The sequence below is a fragment of the Flavobacterium sp. AK-345 genome (assembly GCF_058310175.1).
Genome location: NZ_JBZEER010000007.1, coordinates 129,715 through 150,514, shown reverse-complemented (window position 1 = coordinate 150,514; position 20,800 = coordinate 129,715). Strand labels below are relative to the sequence as shown.

The 20,800-nt window shown below is 32.0% G+C and carries 21 protein-coding genes and 1 pseudogene; 12 read left to right on the top strand and 10 right to left on the bottom strand.

What is annotated here, in order from left to right:
* The 7 genes from AC4FQ3_RS14375 (at position 1) to AC4FQ3_RS14345 (ending at position 6,867) form a co-directional block, all read left to right on the top strand.
* The gene (locus AC4FQ3_RS14375) at positions 1-297 is read left to right on the top strand and encodes a winged helix-turn-helix domain-containing protein (protein ID WP_042565991.1); all 297 of its coding nucleotides are present in this window, start codon (positions 1-3) and stop codon (positions 295-297) included.
* Positions 298-349: 52 nt separating this feature from the next.
* Positions 350-1,738: a DUF4153 domain-containing protein gene (locus AC4FQ3_RS14370; RefSeq protein ID WP_491182279.1), complete on the top strand. Its 1,389-nt coding sequence runs from the start codon at positions 350-352 to the stop codon at positions 1,736-1,738.
* Positions 1,739-1,994: 256 nt separating this feature from the next.
* Positions 1,995-2,501, top strand: coding sequence for a hypothetical protein (locus tag AC4FQ3_RS14365; protein WP_491182278.1), 507 nt, complete (start codon positions 1,995-1,997; stop codon positions 2,499-2,501).
* 222 nt (positions 2,502-2,723) lie between these two features.
* Complete coding sequence (locus AC4FQ3_RS14360) at positions 2,724-4,262, top strand: ATP-binding protein (protein WP_491182277.1); 1,539 nt, start codon at positions 2,724-2,726, stop codon at positions 4,260-4,262.
* Positions 4,255-5,001, top strand: a complete 747-nt coding sequence (locus tag AC4FQ3_RS14355; RefSeq protein WP_491182276.1) for a LytR/AlgR family response regulator transcription factor — start codon at positions 4,255-4,257, stop codon at positions 4,999-5,001. The genes AC4FQ3_RS14360 and AC4FQ3_RS14355 overlap by 8 nt, the downstream gene beginning before the upstream one ends.
* A gap of 323 nt (positions 5,002-5,324) precedes the next feature.
* The gene (locus tag AC4FQ3_RS14350) at positions 5,325-5,669 is read left to right on the top strand and encodes a mannan-binding lectin (protein ID WP_042565995.1); all 345 of its coding nucleotides are present in this window, start codon (positions 5,325-5,327) and stop codon (positions 5,667-5,669) included.
* A 97-nt stretch (positions 5,670-5,766) separates the two neighbouring features.
* Positions 5,767-6,867: a glycosyl hydrolase family 18 protein gene (locus AC4FQ3_RS14345; protein ID WP_491182275.1), complete on the top strand. Its 1,101-nt coding sequence runs from the start codon at positions 5,767-5,769 to the stop codon at positions 6,865-6,867.
* Positions 6,868-6,931: 64 nt separating this feature from the next.
* On the opposite strand, the gene rluF is transcribed toward AC4FQ3_RS14345, so the two are convergent.
* The 3 genes and pseudogenes from rluF to AC4FQ3_RS14330 form a co-directional block, all read right to left on the bottom strand.
* On the bottom strand, positions 6,932-7,744 hold the full coding sequence (gene rluF / locus AC4FQ3_RS14340) for a 23S rRNA pseudouridine(2604) synthase RluF (RefSeq protein WP_073396112.1): 813 nt from the start codon (positions 7,742-7,744) through the stop codon (positions 6,932-6,934).
* Positions 7,745-7,938: 194 nt separating this feature from the next.
* Positions 7,939-8,247: pseudogene (locus tag AC4FQ3_RS14335) on the bottom strand (antibiotic biosynthesis monooxygenase family protein); the annotation flags it as partial.
* A 45-nt stretch (positions 8,248-8,292) separates the two neighbouring features.
* Positions 8,293-9,447 (bottom strand): cytochrome P450, encoded by a 1,155-nt coding sequence (locus AC4FQ3_RS14330; protein ID WP_491182274.1) that lies wholly within the window; start codon positions 9,445-9,447, stop codon positions 8,293-8,295.
* 75 nt (positions 9,448-9,522) lie between these two features.
* On the opposite strand from AC4FQ3_RS14330, the gene AC4FQ3_RS14325 reads away from it, so the two are divergent.
* Complete coding sequence (locus tag AC4FQ3_RS14325) at positions 9,523-10,203, top strand: ArsR/SmtB family transcription factor (RefSeq protein WP_491182273.1); 681 nt, start codon at positions 9,523-9,525, stop codon at positions 10,201-10,203.
* A 119-nt stretch (positions 10,204-10,322) separates the two neighbouring features.
* Here AC4FQ3_RS14325 and AC4FQ3_RS14320 read toward each other — a convergent pair whose 3' ends face one another.
* From AC4FQ3_RS14320 to AC4FQ3_RS14310, 3 genes are all read right to left on the bottom strand, one after another.
* On the bottom strand, positions 10,323-11,174 hold the full coding sequence (locus AC4FQ3_RS14320; RefSeq protein WP_491182272.1) for an alpha/beta fold hydrolase: 852 nt from the start codon (positions 11,172-11,174) through the stop codon (positions 10,323-10,325).
* A gap of 179 nt (positions 11,175-11,353) precedes the next feature.
* Positions 11,354-12,133 carry a zinc ribbon domain-containing protein gene (locus AC4FQ3_RS14315; protein ID WP_026982834.1) on the bottom strand — a complete coding sequence of 260 codons (780 nt, stop codon included), beginning with the start codon at positions 12,131-12,133 and terminating at the stop codon, positions 11,354-11,356.
* A 3-nt stretch (positions 12,134-12,136) separates the two neighbouring features.
* Positions 12,137-13,231, bottom strand: a complete 1,095-nt coding sequence (locus AC4FQ3_RS14310; protein WP_491182271.1) for a Nif3-like dinuclear metal center hexameric protein — start codon at positions 13,229-13,231, stop codon at positions 12,137-12,139.
* A gap of 193 nt (positions 13,232-13,424) precedes the next feature.
* Between AC4FQ3_RS14310 and AC4FQ3_RS14305 the strand changes: the two genes are divergently transcribed.
* From AC4FQ3_RS14305 to lpxK, 3 genes are read left to right on the top strand one after another with little or no spacing between them, the layout of a single operon-like run.
* Entirely contained in the window at positions 13,425-13,667 is a 243-nt protein-coding gene (locus tag AC4FQ3_RS14305) for a DUF2683 family protein (RefSeq protein WP_302093442.1), read from the top strand.
* On the top strand, positions 13,643-13,924 hold the full coding sequence (locus tag AC4FQ3_RS14300) for a Txe/YoeB family addiction module toxin (RefSeq protein WP_302093441.1): 282 nt from the start codon (positions 13,643-13,645) through the stop codon (positions 13,922-13,924). The genes AC4FQ3_RS14305 and AC4FQ3_RS14300 overlap by 25 nt, the downstream gene beginning before the upstream one ends.
* Before the next feature lie 4 nt (positions 13,925-13,928).
* A complete protein-coding gene (gene lpxK, locus AC4FQ3_RS14295; RefSeq protein WP_491182270.1) occupies positions 13,929-14,960 on the top strand; it encodes a tetraacyldisaccharide 4'-kinase in 1,032 nt (343 codons plus the stop codon).
* A 33-nt stretch (positions 14,961-14,993) separates the two neighbouring features.
* Here the strand turns inward: lpxK and AC4FQ3_RS14290 are convergent, their stop codons facing one another.
* The 3 genes from AC4FQ3_RS14290 to lipA all read right to left on the bottom strand — a co-directional run bounded on the left by AC4FQ3_RS14290 (position 14,994) and on the right by lipA (position 19,147).
* Positions 14,994-17,165 (bottom strand): tetratricopeptide repeat-containing hybrid sensor histidine kinase/response regulator, encoded by a 2,172-nt coding sequence (locus AC4FQ3_RS14290; protein ID WP_491182269.1) that lies wholly within the window; start codon positions 17,163-17,165, stop codon positions 14,994-14,996.
* A gap of 25 nt (positions 17,166-17,190) precedes the next feature.
* On the bottom strand, positions 17,191-18,189 hold the full coding sequence (gene gap / locus AC4FQ3_RS14285) for a type I glyceraldehyde-3-phosphate dehydrogenase (RefSeq protein ID WP_491182268.1): 999 nt from the start codon (positions 18,187-18,189) through the stop codon (positions 17,191-17,193).
* 91 nt (positions 18,190-18,280) lie between these two features.
* Positions 18,281-19,147, bottom strand: a complete 867-nt coding sequence (lipA, locus tag AC4FQ3_RS14280; RefSeq protein WP_042566004.1) for a lipoyl synthase — start codon at positions 19,145-19,147, stop codon at positions 18,281-18,283.
* 332 nt (positions 19,148-19,479) lie between these two features.
* Between lipA and AC4FQ3_RS14275 the strand changes: the two genes are divergently transcribed.
* Positions 19,480-20,349 carry a M48 family metalloprotease gene (locus tag AC4FQ3_RS14275; protein ID WP_491182267.1) on the top strand — a complete coding sequence of 290 codons (870 nt, stop codon included), beginning with the start codon at positions 19,480-19,482 and terminating at the stop codon, positions 20,347-20,349.
* Between the two features lie 68 nt (positions 20,350-20,417).
* Here AC4FQ3_RS14275 and AC4FQ3_RS14270 read toward each other — a convergent pair whose 3' ends face one another.
* Entirely contained in the window at positions 20,418-20,798 is a 381-nt protein-coding gene (locus AC4FQ3_RS14270; protein WP_491182266.1) for a PH domain-containing protein, read from the bottom strand.
* Positions 20,799-20,800 lie beyond the last annotated feature (2 nt).

The window sequence follows — 20,800 nt, the reverse complement described above, 5'->3', positions numbered from 1 at the left end:
ATGGGAATCATTGATAAATTAAATAAGGATTTTGAAAGCCGCGTCAGATTGGGAATTATGTCCATTCTGATGGTCAATGATTGGATTGATTTTACCGAAATGAAAACCCTTTTGGATATAACAGATGGTAATTTGGCAAGCCATTCTTCGGCATTAGAAAAATCAGAATATATTGAAGTAAAGAAAGAATTCGTGGGCAAAAAGCCCAAAACATCATATAGAGTGACCAATAGAGGGCGCGCGGCCTTTAATGAACACTTATCGAGTCTTGAAAAATTAATGAAATCTAACAAGTAAAATTTTTTTATCTAAATGCTTTGAAATACAAAGTACTTTTAAAATTTGAATTATGAAAAAACATCATTTTATTTTAGCATGCAGTATCATTTTTACACTGCTTTTTTACAAAGAATCAATAGGAGTAAACCTCGCTATTTTTGGATTGGTCTTAACAGGTTTAATTTGTTATTTCTTTCAGGATCGGTTTACAGACCGGTCACATTTGGTTTTAGTGATTACATCTGTTTTGTCTTGTTTTGCTTTTGCCTGGTACGGAGATTTTGTGTCATTTTTGGCGATGTTTATGTCCATCGTTTTTTTACAGTTTAAAACGCATGATGTGCAGCTCAAAATAATGCAGGTTTTTCCGCTAGTATTTGTAAACGGAGTTACTTCATTAGGGCGTGTTTTTATGTTTAGTCAATGGCTTCCAGAAAAGAAAATACATAATAATTTTGCCAAAAAATTAATAGCCTATTTTATCATTCCGGTTGTTTTTGTAGCGCTATTTTTTACAGTCTATTCTTTTGGAAGTGATCATTTTTCTTCTCTGTTTACAGATTATCAATTAGATCTTGATATTTGGCAGTTGCTCGTAATTACTGTTTTAGGATTTTATATTTCGTTTACTTTTTGGAATTACTGGATTCCCGAAGTTTGTTACGATCTCAATCCAAAATTAAACAATGAGTTTTCTAACGATGAGAAAGCTGTAAACGAAAACACATTCTTATTTCTGGATTTAAATTTCGAGAGAAAAAGCGGCGAAATCACTTTATTACTTTTAAACGTAATGCTCTTAATTTTTATCGTAACGTATAATTACGAACAATTTTTTGAAGTAATCGAAACCTCAAAATTAAGTGCAGATACACATGAAAGAGTAAATGCAATCATTTTTTCTATCATTATGGCTGTTGGAGTAATTCTGTTTTACTTTAAAGGCGGATTCAATTTTGATGAAAAAGCAACAAATCTAAAACGCCTGTCTAAAATCTGGATTGTATTAAACGGAGCTTTGATTTTGAGTACAGTCGTAAAAAACTCAGAATACGTTTCATTCTTCGGATTGACTTATAAACGATTGGGCGTTTATGCATTTTTAATACTGGCTATTATTGGTTTAATATACGCCTTTTTAAAAATTGCCAAACAAAAAACCAACGCCTATCTTTTCAATCAAATGGTTTGGTATTTTTATGGAACGGTACTTTTGTGCAGCTTTTTTAATTGGGGAGGTCTGATTACAAATTATAACATCGCTGTAAACAAGGGAGTCGAACCAAAATTTTTAAGCGAATTAAATTTTAATGACGAAACCCGTAGAGAATATTTCTTACTTCATAATGTGAAAGAACAATACAATGAAAATGTAAGAGAAAATAAAATTAAGAGATATCAAAACGAAACTGTTTTATCGAAGATATTGTATTACGAATTTTTAAACGAGAAAAAATAAGTTCACCAAATCCCATTCAATTTTGAATGGGATTTTTTTTGATACTTATAATTGTAAGTCAAGTTTTATAAAGGTTTGCGGCTAATAATTGTTAATTAATACAGTTATTACAAAGGCTTAAAACTTATTAAGAAAATGTTTACTATATTTGGTTTCCAAAAACTTGAAATTTTATATGTTTTTAATTGAATAAAGTGAGATGTTTCTTAAAAATATAATTAATCAATAAATAAATCTAACCCTAAAAACAAAACCCATGACAAAAACTACTCTTACAGGACCAGGACCAGAAGGCAAAATTTATCCACCAGGTAAATGCATGAAACCTGAAAGCCAAAGTAGAATAACAAAAAAAACACCTATAAGTTTTCCTGAGAATGAATCACCAATTCCTTTTGCTCCAATTGTTCAGGCTACATTAAAGAAGGATGGAACGTTTCAGGTTAGGGCAGTTTTTTTGGTTGCCCGTAAACCAAAAGGACAAAAAGAAGTTGAGGACGATAAAGAAGGCGAATTAGATTTTGATATTTATCAAAATTGGTATGTAGATCTTCACGGAAAGCGCCAGCTGCAGTTTTTTATAGCTTATGATATACTGGATGATCCAGAAAAAGAGTTTGATGTTTATGAAGCAAGTTTTAAAGCTGAACCATACCCTTATGGAACAGATACATTTGCTGAAATAGAAACAATTCAAACTTTTCTGTGGGATATAGATCCTGAAACTTCGAGAGGGACAGAAACTACTGTACAACACAACTAGAAATATTATAAATGAAAAAAGACAATGATTAGAGGTGTTTTCTTTCTTGCTTTCTTCTTTATATTCAATCCTTTGTTTCTTTTTTCGCAAAAAAAAAATAATGATAATTTATTAGAATTCGAAATAAAAAAAAAGGCACTAGAATATAGTGGGCAGATCAATTTTAATAAAGCTCATCATTTCTTTTTAAAGAAAGATTGGGATTCTACATTAGTTTATTCAATGAAACAACTCAGCAGTAGAAATGCTGCTGAATTAATAAATTATTGCCATTATTTTAGAGCAATTAGCTTCTTTGAAAAAAAAATTTTAAAGGAAGCAAAAAAAGAGTTTAATCTCATTTCTGTTGACTTTAAGTTTTATTATAAAGTCAATTTTTCTTTAGGCGAAATCGCTTTAGAACAAAATAAGTATAAAACAGCATTGTCACATTTTAATACAATTGAGAAATTAAATGAAGATTTGTATGATTTTAAAAAAAGTACAATTTTCCATAATATGGGATTATGTTATTTACACTTAGAGAAATTTGATGATGCAGAAAAATATTTGTTTAAAGGTGTCAAACTACAAGAGATCGAGAAAGATTCGTTGTTGTTAATCGGTTCTTACATGGATATAGCCAATTTATATTATACACAATTCAAAGACAATCAAGCAATTCCATATTTTGAAAAAGCATATCATTTGTCTAAAAAAGTAAATTCATTTGATTTAAAAAGAGCTGCAGCCAAAAATATGGCGGCAGTAGAAGAAAATCGAAAAAATTTCCCATTGGCTTTAACCTACCGAAAAGAATACGAAACATGGAAAGATTCTCTAAACGATCAAAATAAAGTTTGGGCAATTGCAGATTTAGAAAAGAAATTCGCTGTAAAACAAAAACAAAAAGAAGTAGACGTTCTTGCAGCCGAAAATAAAGTAAAAATTGCCGAAAGAAATGGGTTTCTCATTTCTTCGGTTTTGCTTTTCATTTTGTTTGGAACCGGAGTTTATTTTTACCGACAGAAAATTAAAAACAATAGAATCATTCTGGCTCAGAAAAATGAGTTAGATGAATTGAATGCAACAAAAGATAAACTATTTTCTATTGTAAGCCACGATTTGCGCTCATCAGTAAATGCGCTTAAAACAAGTAACGGCAAATTGATGGAGAATCTGGAAAATAAAAATTTCACAGAACTCGATGTTTTGCTGCATAATAATAGTACAATTGCAAATGGAGCTTATAATTTGCTGGATAACTTGCTTAATTGGGCTTTATTGCAAACCCAACAAGCCTATTTTTATCAGGAATCATTGCATTTGTCTACAATTGTACAGCATGTAGAATACAATTATAAACCATTGATGTTAAATGCAAACCTCAATTTTAAAAGCGATGTTTCAAAAACAGATTATGTTTTTGCAGATATGGATTCGCTTAAAATAATTATTCGAAACATGTTAGACAATGCCATTAAATTCTCAAAAGAAAACGGTACAATTTCAATTTACACAAGAGCTTCATCTGAAGAATTTTGTTATTTAGTGATCGAAGATACCGGATTGGGAATGAATGAAACAACGCGACAAGAATTATTAAAAGAAACACTTTTGCTTTCGAAAAAGAAAAATGACGACATAATAGGTACGGGATTAGGAATGCAGTTGTGCAAAAGCCTGATTCGTAAAAATGGAGGAAAACTCGAAATAGAAAGTGAAGAAAATGTTGGAACTAAAATGATTATAATATTGCCTAAGTTTAAAAATCATGGATAATATTAATGTCCTTATCATCGAAGATACTGTTACAGAAAGTGATGCGCTTGTAAAAGTACTTACCGAAAATAATTATAACATTGTTGGAATTGCGCGAGCTTATCAGGAAGCACTCACCATGTTTTACCAAAACACAATAGACATCGTTGTTATTGATGTTTTTCTGGATGGAAAACCAGACGGAATTACTTTTGCAGAAACTATAAATATTGTTCCAAACGGTGTAAAGCCTTTTGTTTTTTTAACGAGTTCAAAAGACCGTCAAATTTTTGAAAGAGCAAAATTGACAAGACCTTTTAGTTTTTTAATGAAACCGTTTAATGAACTTGAGATTTTGTATGCATTGGAAATGGCTGTCGAAAAATTTTACGAGCAAACCAATGTTTTTCACAGTGAAGATCAGAATACCGTAATAAGTAATGACACACTTTTTATCAAAAAAAATAAATCTTTAAAGAAAGTCAAAATCGAAGATATTGTTTACATCGAGGTTGAAGATCGCTATTGTAACATTATTACAGATGTTGAGAAATTTGTAATTCTAATTTCATTGACTAAAATTATCCATCTTTTGGATCCGGCTAAATTTTGCCAAACGCATCGTAATTATATCGTGAACATAAGTAAAATAGAAGAAATAATAGTGAATGATAATTTGGTTATCTTAAAAGGAAATCACAAAGTTACCTTAAGTGATAAATACAAAGATTTCGTGAAAAACTTCAGAATCTTAAAGTAATAAATTATTTAAATTGCTGATTTACAATGAAAAAACCTTCGCATCTGCGAAGGTTTTTTTTTTGCTCCCATACCTCGGTTTTTGTTTTTTATGACATTGATTATCAATCTTGTAACATATTTGCGATGCTAGATAAAGTTCTGCAATACTTTTACTACAGAAATTAAATAAAGCTAGCGTGTTTGATTTTTATTACTAGTAATCAGTTAATTACAAATTAATCATTTGTAAAAGTGGAGTTCTGTAACCACAAAAAAAACGAGGAGTATCTGAAAAGCCAAAAGAGTAGGAACAAACAAATCAATAAATTAAAATTTAATATCATGGCAACATTTAAAGTGAATATCCCGGCAGGCCCAATTTGGAGCCAACAAGACGCAAACGAAAAAGCTCCTTTAGTAGCAGCTGCACACCAAGGAAAATGGACAGGACAATGGAATACTGTTGTAGACAGTCAAATGAGTGTAGTTGAATTAGAACTAAACGTTAAAAACGGAGGTAAAAACGAATACAAAACCAACGTTTTGGCTGGTCCGTTATGGAGTAATGATGAGGCTCAAAAAGTAGGATCTGTAATTGCTGCATCATATGGTGCTGAATTTACAGGACAATGGTCTACAATTGTAGAAGGGCAAATGAGTGTAATTGAGATTAAATATACATTCTAATCTCAATTACACTCATTTTGAGTAAATAAAACTAGAAATGCTTCTATTGTATTTCTAGTTTTTTTGTTTAACCAAAAATAATTTAAAAATTTATAAAATGGCCTGGATAAAAAAACCAAATGTAGCAATGTTTAAAGGTGCCAATTGGAATACCTTAATTGAAAGAGTTCCAAATTGCTCGCCAGAACAAGCCAAGCGTATTGCAGTTAAAAACCCGAAAATTAGCTTCTTTTTCTTTTGCAGAGAATATATGGTTCTTGAAACTTTAGGAGATAAGGGGATTTTCAACCCCGGAGATGCCGTATTCTTTAGTGGTGAACCTTGGTACGGTAGCGCATCTCAATGTGATTCGTACGAAAAAACAGGAATGTCTGTTGCATATGTAAGCATAGAAAAATTTCAAACAGCGGGTTGCTACATTATGGCAGATGGTAGCGCAGCAGTTGATGTTGTTTGTCTTTTTTCGGCAAATATTAATAAAAAACCTTTTCCGCAAGGACAGGTAGAATTGGCTCCAAAAACACAAGTTCCTGCCGGATATCCATATATAGTAGGAACTTCAGATTATGCGGCACTTACAGCTGCAGATATTCAAAAATTGCAAAATAAAGGAATTACAGTATTACTTTCTGTATTAAATAATCATGATGGAACAGGTTGGTCTGAGTTTCCAGATGAAGCAACAGCAATCAATTTTGCCCAGCAATTAAAAGAAGTGGTAGACAGAATAGGTTTAGACGGAATAGATATTGATGATGAGTATAGCGATAATCCGGAACCAAATCCGTCTTCGTTAGTGACGGTTACTACAAAAATGCAGGAAATTATGCCCGATAAAATTATTTCAAAAGCTTTATGGGATGATTTAGCCTATTTTACGCCAAAATATCAAAACAGAACACTGGCAGATAACCTGACTTATGGCTGGGAAATGGGTTATGGTGGAAAACCAAAAGATCGTCTTCCTGTTTATACCACTTTTGGCATGGCAAAAAATACGCTTGTTTGCGGTTTTTGGTCAGGACAGCCTTCACACACATCTTCTCCCTCACAAGATGTTTCCTGGTTAAAAGAAAATGGCTATGAAGGTGTTATGGTGTATGCTTTTCAGCAGCAGTCTAATATCGATTTATTAGGAGATCTTGTAAATAACTGGAACGGAGCAGGAAACTGGAACAAAACACCAAATTGCCCGTAATTTACTTGCCGGTAATCAAAAACAAAACCCCGAATTATTCGGGGTTTTATATGAAATTCTAAAACTAATAATCTCCTTTTTTCTTAAATCGGGGATCGTGTTTTGAAATAAATTCTGTTCTTCGTCTTGGGGCTTCTTCTTTTGGTAAACTCGCTTCCTCAGTTTTGCTCGAAGGTTCAATTAAACGATTTAATTCTTTAATTTCTGCATCGGTTAAATCGCGATAGCGGCCAACCGGAATATCTAATGAAATATTAATAATTCTGATACGTTTTAAAGCCGTTACATCATAACCCAAATATTCACACATTCTACGAATCTGACGGTTTAATCCCTGCGTCAGGATAATTTTAAATGTGTATTTACTAATCTGCTCTACCTTACATTTTCGTGTAACAGTATCCAGAATCGGAACACCATTTCCCATTCGCTCAATAAAACGATCCGTAATAGGTTTGTTTACCGTAACCGTATATTCTTTTTCGTGATTATTTCTGGCGCGCAAAATCTTGTTTACGATGTCACCATCATTCGTCATAAAAATTAATCCTTCACTGGCTTTATCCAATCTTCCAATCGGAAAAATACGTTTAGGATAATTAATATAATCCACAATATTATTTCGAACTTCTAAATTGGTCGTGCATTCAATTCCGGTGGGTTTGTTAAATGCCAGATAAACCATTTTTTCATGTTTCTCAACAATCAATTTTCCATCAATGCGTACTTCATCATCTGGCGAAACTTTGGTTCCCATTTCCGGCACAACGCCATTTATTGTTACACGTCCTTCTTCAATTAATTTATCGGCTTCACGACGGGAACAATAACCTGTTTCACCAATAAATTTATTTAGACGTTTTAAATTCTCTTCCATCTTGCAAAAGTAAGGAAAAATTCAATTTTAGACTTTAGAATTTAGATTTTAGATTGTTGGACTTCTTAGAATTTACACATTTCTCAGAATTAAGATTAGTTTTTTAATCAAAGAGAATAAACCTTAGCACCTTAGTATCTCAGAACCTTAAAAAAACCTTTGTCCCTTTGAGCCTCTGCAGCTTTGAATCTTTCTCAAGAATGAAACTCAGAGCTATCCTGAGGTGTTTCTTTTCTGTCAAACATTCCGTAATCACGAACAACATGTGCGATTCTCAAATGGTAATCTTTAAAAATTTCATTTCTTCCTTTTGCTTGGGCATAACGATGCATTTCAAGATTTCTCCATTGTTGAATACTCTCTTCATCTCTCCAAAATGATAAAGACAAAACTTTTTCGGGATCGGTAAAACTTTGAAAACGCTCTATCGAAATAAATCCATCAATATGACTTAATTCAGGTTTTAAATTGGCAGCGATGTCAAGATATTCCTCTTTTTTTCCTTCATTCGGAACTACTTCAAAATTACAGCTATCATATTTTGTATTTTAATTATTTATTGTAATCCAGATATTTTTTGGCAATCTGGCATTGATTAAAGGTTCATATTCAATCTTATTTTCTAATAATGCAATCGTTTTGTACTCATTTACTAAATAAGATAAAGCTTCTGTTGCTAAATTGATAGAAAAATATTTAGCCAGGCACATATGTCCGCCAATTCCAAAAGTCAGGTTTTCATGATTATTAAATCTTTCAATACTAAAATCCATTGCATTTTCGAATTTCTGAGAATCACGATTTGCCGAAGCCAGAACAATCAATATCGAATCATTTTTTTTAATTTGGCTTTCGCCGATATAAAAATCTTCGATCGAAATTCTTCTTGTATTATGAATTGGCGGGTCAAATCGCAAAGTTTCTATCACCGATTTTTCTATTTCTGTTTTATTTGAAAAAGTTTTATTCTGAAAAATGTGTAATAAAGAATTACTCAGGATTCCGCGCCCGGCATCATAACTTTGAATGCATAAACCAATGAAATTACTAATTAGCATTGCAGTAATTTCTTCAGCAATAATGCTGTATTTTTCTGAAATTTTGATTAATAAAGACTTGTAAAACGGTAATAAAGAAAGATGTTTTTCTATAATGGAGTATAATTTTTCTGCATTTTCATTAATTAACTTTACTTGTTCCTCCGTCTTTTTTGGAAGCATTATTTTGCTGAACGAATCTATTTTTTCAATAATAAAATCACAATCTATTTCTTCAAAACCAAAACTTTTTAAAACACTAACAATGGGTAATTTTTTGCAAATAGAACTTACCCAATCAATTTTGTTATTGATTAAATCCTTTTGAATCAATTGAGAAATAATTTGATCAATTGCGATTGATTTTATGTTTGAAAATAACAAAACAGCAATTTCACGCGTAATTTCATGTTGAATACCGTTTGATAAACGAGTTAGATTATTCAGGATTTCTAAAGCAGATTTATTTAGTTTTTGTTCATTATTCGGATTTACAATCGGAATTTCAACTTGAGAATTTTTCAAAATTTCAGCACAATATTGGTAAGAGTAAATTGCCCAGATTTGATTGGTTTCATCCCAATAAACCGGATTTTTATCCAACATTACTTTATAAATAGAATAAGGATCTTTAACATCAGATTGAAAGAATAAACTAGAAGACATATTTGATTTGTTTTTAGCAAAGTTATTTAACTTTACAAGCGAATACTTCAGTTTGTATTTAACTATGAAATCTATATGGAAGATCAATTTGTAAAAACAGCGACTTTAATTGGCGATCCAACGCGTGCGGTAATCATGTGGACATTGCTCGACGGAAGAGCTTTTACAGCAACCGAACTCGCTATTGTGGCCAATACTTCTCCGCAAAATATAAGTATGCATTTGACCAAACTTTTAGAAGGAGATTTGCTTTCTGTAGAAAAACAAGGACGTCATAAATATTACAGATTTTCAAATAAAGAAGTAGCTTACGCTATAGAAGCAATGGCAAATCTTATTCCTAAGCCAGAACTTCGACTAAAAAAAGAAAAGGACACTTATCCTCCCATAAAATATTGCAGAACCTGTTACGATCATTTGGCTGGGAAAATCGGTGTTGCTTTAACCGATAGTTTATTAGAACAAAAAATAATTCTGAACAAGAACGATACTTTTCAAATTAGTACTGAAGGCGAAAAATGGTTTTTAGATTTTGGAATTAATATACAAGAAGCCCAAAAACAAAAAAGAATATTTTTAAAACCTTGCCTGGACTGGAGCGAAAGGCGAAATCATTTGACAGGTTCAATTGGTGCGCTGCTTTTAAATAAAATGATAACCGAAGACTGGCTCAGAAAAACTAAAAATTCAAGAGCCATAATTATTACCGGAAAAGGAGAGAAGAAGTTGTTAAAGTATTTTAAGATTGTTATTTAGACTTCTTAGATTGTTAGATTTTAGACTTGCTTAGACTTATATTTATAATAAAGTTTGTCATTTACCTGAAAACTTAATTAAAAAACCTTTGTCCCTTTGAGGCTCTGCACCTTTGAACCTTAAGAAGAAAATAAAAAATCAATTACTTTATCATACAATTCATCATCGTGCATACCGTGGCCTAAACCTTTGGTTTCTATAAATTGACTGTTTTTCCAGTTACTGGCGATTTTTTTACCTTCTTCAAAAGCAACAATTTTATCTGATGTGTCGTGCGCAATTAAACCGGAAACATTAAATTCTGAAGCGAATCTTTGTCCGGAGAAATCTTCGAGTTTAAAGTTGAAGCGATTCATGAATTTGCTTTCTAAAAGTGAAAACATTTTAGTATTCAGACTCAACATCGAAACATAATTATCAATTAATGTTTTCAAATCTGATGGCGCTCCTAAAATCACCATTTTGTTAATGCTGGTATTCGGGAACAAATATTGATGGTAAACACAAGCTGCACCGCCAATAGAGTGACCAATAATAATTTCGGGTTGGTATTTTTCGACAGCTTTGTTGATAAATTCGGCATAAAGCGGAACATTAAATTCCTTTCCGCTGCTTTGTCCGTGTGCCGGAGCGTCTATAGCGATAATAGTGCTTCCTGATTTTTGAAGATGAGGTAACGTTTTTTTCCAACGCGAAGCATTGCTTTCCCATCCGTGAACCAAAAGTATTTTGGTTTCATTTCCTTTCCAGATATAGGTTTGAAAATAATGTTCGTTATGATGAAACGTTTCTGTTTCTGTATTTTTTAAAACTTTGGGTAAAGTATCTTTTTGTAATCTGCCAATTCTTGGCTGACTAAAAAGTGCATATGAAAGTTCTACAGCTTTTTGCGGACGCACATAACTCAGGAAGTTAATATATTGCCCAACTGATTTCAATGTAATGAAGCGAATTCCTTTTTTAATTCCCAAAACCAATAGTTTAATGATAAAATATAATTATTCGAAACCTGATCAAAAAGTATCGCCACGAATTTCACAAATTTAGCACGAATTTTTATTCTTAGTAGATAAAAATTAGTGAAATTAGTGAAATTCGTGGCGAAAAATTTTATGTAAAAAAAATCCCGATTAAATCGGGATCTTATTATTTAGAATTTAGAGAACAATTGTTCCATTTTTTCTTTTTCTTCTTCAGCTAATGCGCTGTCAACCAAAATTCTTCCAGAGTGCTCATCAGTGATGATTTTCTTTCTTGAAGCAATTTCTACCTGAGTTTGAGGCGGAATTGTAAAGAATGATCCTGCAGAAGCTCCTCTTTCGATAGAAACAACCGCTAAACCATTACGAACACTACTTCTGATTCTGTTGTAAGCTGCTAATAATCTTTCTTCAATTTGACCTGAAAATTCAGCAGATTTCTCAGATAAGAAGATTTCTTCTTTTTGAGTTTCAGACATAATTGCATCTAATTCAGATTTTTTATGTTTTAAATGCGAACTTTTAGCGTCAAGTTTTTCTTTTAAATTAGAAATAACTTCTTTTTTATGTTCGATAGAAGCTTTCATTTCTTTGATTTGCTTTTCAGCTAATTGAATTTCTAATTCCTGAAATTCAACCTCTTTTGTCAAAGAATTAAATTCTCTGTTATTACGAACTGATTCTTGTTGTTTTGTGTATTTTTTGATAACCTCTTTATGCTCATCAATAGCATTTTTCTTAGCTTTGATAAGATCTTCAATAACCTCAAGTTCACTTTTCAGTTTCTCTGAACGAGTGCTCAAACCTGCAACTTCATCTTCTAAATCTTCCACTTCTAAAGGAAGTTCCCCTCTTACGTTTCTGATTTCGTCAATTCTAGAGTCAATAAGCTGTAAATCGTATATTGCTCTTAACTTGTCCTCAACACTTAATTCTTTCGTATTCGCCATATTCTATAAGTACTTAACTGGATTTGTATTTTCTTCTGATAAAATGATTGCAAAATTAAGGATTTTTTTTCGAAGATAATCAACAATATAGTTTTTTGTATAGCGTTCACTCTCAAAATGACCAATATCGGCTAAAAGTAACTTGTTTTCGGCTTCATAAAACTGATGGTATTTTAAATCGGCGGTCAAAAAGGCATCGGCTCCAGCCTGAATTGCATTTTTTATGGCAAAACTTCCAGAACCTCCCAAAACGGCAACTTTCCTGATTTTTTTGTCTAAAAATGCAGAATGACGAATTCCATCAGCAATCATTTTATCTTTTACGAATTTTAAAAACTCTTTTTCATCCATTTCAGTTTCAAATTCACCAATCATTCCCAGGCCAATATTTTTATGCGAATTTTGAAGATCGTAAACTTCATAAGCAACTTCTTCGTAAATATGATTGGCAAATAATGCTTTTAAAATTTTGGATTGCAAGTGTTTTTCAAAAATAACTTCGATTTTTATTTCTGTTCCGGTATGTAATTTTCCTCTTTCTCCAATAACTGGATTACTGTCTTCATTTCCTTGAAAAGTAAAAAAACCTTCGGTATTAAAACTGCAGTTATCATAATTACCAATAGTTCCTGCACCAGCTTCAAACATTGCATTTCGAACTTTATCTGAATTTTCAGGAGTTGTGTAAGTAACTAATTTTTGAATGAAATTTTGTTTCGGAATCAAAACCTTTGTATTTATCAATCCCAAGGCATCACAGAAAATTTTATTAACGCCTTGCGAATGATTATCAAGAGCGGTGTGAACAGCATAAATTGCAATATCATTTTTAATAGCTTTCAGGATCGCACGTTCGACATAATTCTTACCGGTGATTTTTTTAATTCCAGAGAATAAAATAGGGTGAAAACAAACAACCAAATTACAGTTTTTAGCAATAGCTTCTTCGATTACATTTTCCAAAGCATCATGACAAACTAAAACTCCGGTGCTTTCGGTTTCTGAATTTCCGACTAAAAGCCCGACATTGTCAAAATCTTCGGCGTAAGCTAAAGGTGTCATTTCTTCTAGAACTTCTATTATATTTTTGATTTTCATTTGAATTTTTGTTTCAAGTTTCAAAGTTTTAGGTTTTCTTGGCAGTATGAGAACCGAAATTGGAACAAATTAACGAATAAAGGTATCAATTTTAAAATATTTGGATGATATTGTTCAATACATAATTAGTATTACCAATATTACTAGTATTACAAATAGTCGAATTTTGTATATTTGTATTTAAATCAAGAATATGAAAACGCTAACGGTAAAAATAAACGAACGTACTAAAATTGGTAAAGCTTTTATCGCCATGTTTGATAGTTTTAAGGGTGTTGATGGAATAGAAATTATTGAAACTGATTCAAAAAAAGCAAAGAAAAAAGACGATGTTTATAATCCTGAATTTGTAAAAATGGTTTTAGATTCAGCTAAAAGAGGTGATTATACAGAAGTTGATCCAAAAGATGTATGGGGAAGTTTAGGCTTAAAATAGAAAAACTGGCAGAGTCACATTTTAAAAAACATTTTAAATCTGGTAATCAGGCTAGTATTAAAAAAATCAATCAGATATTAGATGAACTTAGCGAAACGCCTTATGAAGGTGTTGGAAAGCCTGAAGCATTAAAACACGGACTTACTGGATTTTGGTCGAGAGAAATAAATTCTAAAGACAGAATAATATATAAAGTACAAGATGATATTGTAACCGTGTTTGTAATCTCCGCCATGGGACATTATTCTGATAAATAACTTTATGAAATTACTTCGAATATTACTTTTTCCTTTCGCCGTTTTATACGGATTTATTACTTCCATCAGGAATTTCCTTTTTGATAAAGGAATCCTCAAATCAACTTCATTTGATATTCCCGTAATTGCGGTTGGGAATTTGAGTGTTGGCGGAACAGGGAAAACTCCTCAAATTGAATATTTAATTCGATTATTATCTGACAAATATAAAGTCGCCACTTTAAGCCGCGGTTACAAGCGTAAATCTGAAGGTTTTGTTTTGGCAGATGCTACTTCAAATGCCGAAATTTTAGGCGACGAACCTTTTCAGTTTTATCAAAAATTTCCAAATGTTCAGGTTGCTGTTGATGCAAACAGAACAAACGGAATTACACAATTGCTTTCTCAAAAAATAAAACCTCAAATAATTTTACTGGATGATGCATATCAACACCGAAAAGTAAAAGCTGGTTTTTATATTTTACTAACTTCCTACGATGATTTGTACGCTGATGATTTTATGCTGCCAACCGGAAATTTACGTGAAAGCAGGAGCGGAGCCAGTCGTGCCAAAATCGTCATTGTAACAAAATGCCCGAAAAGATTATCTGACGAAAAGCAAAGTGAAATCTGGAAAAAATTAAAGCTAAGCAGTTCCCAGCAATTGTATTTTACTTTTATAGATTATGATGATGCAATCTATGGTAAAAACGAAAAGATTGCTGTAAATGAAATTAAAAATGAGTCAAAATTACTTTTGGCAGGAATTGCAAAACCAACTCCATTTTTTGATTACTTAAAAAACGAAAACGACGAATGTCTGACTTTTCCGGACCATCATCATTTTTCTGAAAAAGATTTGGAAATGATTCAGAATAAAGCTCAAAACAAAAAGATCATTACAACAGAAAAAGATTATGTTCGCTTAAAAGATTCAAAACTGATTTCGCAGTTGTATTATTTACCAATAAAAAGCACGTTCATCAATAACAAACAAAATTTTGATGCAACGATTTTAGAATACTTAGACAAGTGTTTAAAAACCTTAGAATCTTAGCCTCTCAGAATCTTAGAATCTTTTAAAAAAAGACTAATCGAAAAATTTAGCAATTGTACTGTAAAATTCATCAGGCACAAAAGGTTTTGTGATAACATCGTTCATTCCAAAAGCTAAAAGCATGTCCTTGTTTTCGTCAAGTGAAATAGCTGTTAATGCAATAATTGGAGTTGTTTTATCGTATTCACGAATTTGTTTGGTGGCAGTTGTTCCGTTGATTCCGGGCAGATGAACATCCATTAAAATCATATCAAAATGTTTTACTTTTAAAAGCTCTACGGCATCTTCGCCATTATCGATTATTTCGCAATAAATAGCTTTATTTTCGAGCATTTTTCGAGTAATCATCTGATTGATTTTGTTGTCTTCAATCAATAAAATAGATTTGTGTTTTAGTTGTTTATCGTTGTATGATTTTACTTCTTCAGCTTTTTCAATTGGTTCATTGTTAATGCTGAAATCTAGTTTAAAAGTAAAGGTAGAACCTTTACCTACTTCACTTTTTAATTTAATTTCTCCGCCTAAAAGCTCAATAAGTTTTTTTACAATAGTAAGTCCCAAACCGGTTCCGCCATATTTTCGGTTAACTTCTACAGAACCTTGCGAGAAGCTTTCAAAAACAGTTTGTAATTTATCTTCAGGAATACCAATTCCGGTATCGACAATTTCAAAGTAAATGGTTGCATTCTCTTCACTTTTATGAAATAATTTTGCAATCACATTTACGTTTCCGTTTTGTGTGAATTTTAAAGCGTTATTAATTAAATTCAATATAATTTGAGAAACTTTTGTTGAATCGCCAATTAAGCTATCAGGAATTTCTTTGTCTATTTCAAGATTAAAATAGTTTTTATTGGCAGTTGCCAATTCTTTTAACGAACCCTGAATATTAAAAAGTAATTCTTTCAAATTAAAACTAATATGTTCGACTTCGACTTTTGTAGAATCTATTTTGTTTATTTCCAGAATTTCATTGATAAAAGTAGTAAGATAATTTCCGGAGAATTTTAATGATTCAAGATATTTTAATTGCTTTTTCTTCGGACGATCTTCAAGAAGTAAATGTGTGATTCCGTTTATAGCATTCAGTGGCGTTCTAAGTTCGTGACTTACGGTAGATAAAAATTCAGATCTGGCTTTTGATGCTTTTTCTGCCTTGTTTTTGGCCAGAATAAGTTCTTTGTTTTTTTCTTTTAAAAGTAAATTATTCTGATTTCGTATAATATTGTTTTTATACAAAGCCAAACTCAAAAGTGATAAAATAGAAATCAGGGCAATTGCCAAAATGCTGACAAGCTTAGAATAGCGATAGGTTTTTAACTGGATTTTTTCTTCACTTTCCCGTTTCAAAGTATTGTTTAAAGATTGATTTTTTTTGAATCTTTCGAATTCATTCAAATCAATTTTGGCATTTTTCAGCTTTAAAATATAGTTTTCTATTTGATAATGTTCGTCCAGATAAGAATAGGCGAGATCAAAATTTCGGTTTTCTTTGTAATACTGACTTATAGCTAAAACAATTTTTGATTTCTGAATCAAATCAGTTGTTTTTGAGTTAAGTTCCAGGGCGTTGTCGTAATAAATAATTGCCGAGTCGTTTTGTTTAAGCTGAGTTTCGATTAAACCAAGCTGATAATAGGAATCGATTTTGGTTTTTATAACAGAAGAATTGTCAGGTTTTTTAATTATTGCCTGAAAGGTTTTTGTTGCGGCTTTTAAATCGTTATTAGTTTTAAATGCCATCGCTTTTTGATAGTTTAAAATTTCGGCACTATCAACAATATTTAATCTTTTAAGTAGCGTATGGGCTTTTTTATAATAAATCTCAGCCGTTTTATGATTGCCTTTGGCGGTATTGGTTACTCCGATATAATGTAATGCCAAAGCTTTGGTGCAAGTTGGTTTAAAATTATCAAACAAGGAAACGCTTTTATGAAAGTTTTTTAATGCTGCTTCATATTTTTGTTGATTGTAGTAAATCTTTCCAAGCTTAAAAGTCTGGTTGGCTAAACCCTCAGATTTGTGATTGGTCTCGCAAAAATCTATGGATTTTTGTGTAAAGAAAATAGCCTGATCGTATTTTTTAGTTTTAAGATTGGTGTTGGCCAACTTGTTGTAATAGGAAATACTATCTATATTCTGCTTAGTTTGAGAATACAAAATTGAAGTAAAAAAACTAATTAGAATTAAAAGGTGGTATTTCATGTATTGCAATGCTTTTACAATGAATTTATGTTTTTCTCATCAGTAAAATCAAATCAATTAATCGTGATGAATAGCCAATTTCGTTATCGTACCAACCCACAACTTTTACCATCTTATCAATTACAGACGTAAGTTGCGCATCGAATAAACACGAATTTGTATTGCCTATTATATCAACCGAAACGATCGGATCTTCTGTGTAATCTAATATTCCTTTTAAATTTGTATTTGAGGCTTTTTCGAATGCTTTGTTAATCTCTTCAATAGTTACGGCGCGGTTTACATTAAATGTTATATCGGTTAATGAACCATCTGGAACCGGTACACGAATTCCACAGCCACCTATTTTCTCATGCAATTTAGGAAAAATTTTTGTTAATGCCTTAGCTGCACCTGTAGTTGTTGGAACAATTGACTGACTTGCACCTCTTGCCCTGCGTAAATCCTTATGTGGCTGGTCATGAAGACTTTGGTCGGTAGTGTAAGAATGTATCGTTGTTATGTATGCTTGCTCGATTCCGCACAATTCATCGATGATTTTTATCATCGGAGCGGCATTGTTTGTCGTACAGCTTGCATTCGAAACTATAAGTTCACTTCCGTCTAAAATATGCTCATTTACTCCTAAAACTACTGTTTTTATAGTGTCAACTTCTGATGGAGCCGAAAGAATTACTCTTTTTGCTCCTGCAATAATATGCGTATTTAATTCTTCGTGCGTTTTATATTTTCCTGTTGCTTCTACTACGAAATCAATGTTATGACTTTTCCAGTCTAAATTTGAAATGCTTTTTTCATGAAAAAATAAATAATGTTTTCCATCAACAATAATGCTTTCTTCGTCGTGACTTACCTTGAAAGGTAAAACACCATGAATACTGTCGTATTTTATTAAATGCGACATGGTTTTATTATCAGCAATGTCATTGATCGCAACAACTTCAATTTCAGGGTGGTTTAAAAGAAGACGAAATAAATTTCTGCCAATTCTTCCAAAACCGTTAATAGCAATTCTAGTTTTCAAGATTTACGTTTATTTGTTTAATCGTTTAACTGTTTATTCGTTTTAATATCTTGACGATTAAACGAATAAACAATTAAATAAATAACCTTTTTTATAAAATGTGTTTTTGTGCTTTGTATGAAGAACGAACTAATGGTCCGCTTTCAACGTGACGGAAACCTAATTCTAAACCAAATTTTTCATATTTAGCAAATTGATCTGGGGTAATAAATTCTTTTACAGGTAAATGTTTTTTACTTGGCTGCAGGTATTGGCCAATAGTAACAACATCTACATTTGCATTGCGTAAATCAGTCATGGTTTGAAAAACTTCTTCTTCAGTTTCTCCAAGCCCCAGCATAATACCAGATTTAGTTCTGTTGATTCCTTTTTCTTTTAAGTAACGCAAAACTTCAAGGCTACGATCGTATTTTGCCTGAATACGTACTTCACGCGTTAAACGACGAACCGTTTCAACATTATGCGAAACCACTTCAGGATTCGCTTCTACAATTCTGTCAATGTTTCTTTCAATTCCCTGAAAATCCGGAATCAAAGTCTCCAGAGTAGTATTTGGGTTCATTCTGCGAATAGCTTTCACAGTTTCTATCCATATAATAGATCCGCCATCTTTTAAATCATCTCTGTCAACACTCGTAATTACGGCATGTTTAATGTTCATGATTTTTATAGAACGGGCTACTTTTTCAGGTTCGTCCCAATCTACAGTTTCAGGTCTGCCGGTTTTTACACCGCAAAAACCGCAAGAACGTGTACAAACGTTACCCAAAATCATAAAAGTTGCTGTTCCCTCTCCCCAGCATTCACCCATATTAGGGCAGCTTCCTGAGGTACAAATAGTATTTAAGCTGTATTTATCGACTAAACCGCGTAGTTCAGTATATTTTTGTCCAATTGGAAGTTTTACCTTCAACCATTTAGGTTTTACGGTTGGTATATTTTCAATGACTGTTTCCATATATCAAAATTCAAAAGACAAAGATAAGCAATGTAGTTTATTTGGAGATTCGTTTATAGTTTAATTTGAAATTGTATTTTAGAGATTTTAAGAAAATCATTTTGCTAATTGTTTGGTTAATGTGTTAAAATATTGCGTTTAAAAAATGCTGAAGCGATTTAATGCCTTGCTTTTTTATTCTTTTAAGGTTATAAAATGAATAATTATGATATTAGGTTGAATTTTAGTCATTTAAAAATTATACCTTTATTTGTTAAAAAATATGTTTGCAAAGGGTAAAATGATATTTTCTTAATAGTACATTTGTTGTTAAATTGTAATAATTAAAAAACATGAAAAAGAAATTAATTGTAATGGGAGTTTTTGCTGCTTTCGGATTTACTAAAATGAATGCGCAGATTAATTTTGGAGAAAAAGCAATAGGTGCTGTTCAAAAAGGTGTTACGGGTTTTACCTTTAGTAATGCCGATGCTGCAGCATTATCTAAAGCCGCAGTGGATAAAATGGATGCAGAACATGAAATCGCTCCAGCAACAGATGGATACGCTATAAGACTTAACAGAGTTTTTGGAAAACATACAGCTGGTGAAGGTTATACTTTAAACTATAAAGTCTATAAATTAAAAGAAGTAAATGCTTTTGCTACTGCAGATGGAAGCGTTCGTGTATATTCTGGATTAATGGATATTATGGATGATAACGAATTATTGGCGGTTATTGGTCACGAAATTGGTCACGTTGCTAACAATGATTCCAGAGATGCAATTAAGGCAGTTTATAAAAAAGAGGCTTTAATGGATGCAGCAGCTTCTCAATCAACAACAGTTGCAAGTGTTACAGATAGTCAGTTAGGAAAAATAGGAAGCTCAATTATCGATAGTAAATTTAGTCGTAAGCAAGAAGCAGATGCTGATTTGTTCTCGTATAACTTCCTGAAAAAGAATGGTTATAATGTAAATGCTGAAGAATCGGCTTTTAGAATTCTGGCTAAAATGAGTGAAGGAACAGAAGCTTCTTTTATTGATAAAATGATGAGTTCGCATCCGGATTCTAAACAAAGAGCTGATGATGCTAAGAGCAGAGCTGAGAAAGATGGTGTGTATAAAGCGTATGTGCAGCAAAAAATTGTAAATACAGTTCCGGCTAAAGCTACAACGACTAAGAAAACAACCACAAAGAAAGCTACAACTAAAAAGAAATAATAGTTTTGAAGTAATAAAAATAGACCCGACAAGTTTTTTAAAATTTGTCGGGTTTTTTAATTTGTGGATTAACCTAAAACATGATGTGCCAAAACTTTTTGTACTTCATACACATTTACCGATTTAGTAAATTGCTTTACAATACTAGGCTGCAATTCGCTTGAAACCCAAATTTTTAATTCAGCATCAAGATCAAAAGTTCCTGCTGTTTCAATACTAAAACGAGTAATGCTTTTGTAAGCGATTGATTTGTATTCTGTTTTGCTTCCTGTAATTCCTTGTACATCAACTAAGATTAATCTTTTGTTTGTAAAGATAAAAGTGTCGCGGATTAATTTAAAACCCATTTCAACTTGCTCGTTATCTGTTAAAAGTTGTCCGTATTTATTAATTAAATCTTCCTGACTAACTGCGCCTGCGTTGCCAAGAAGTGCTGAAAATATTCCCATTT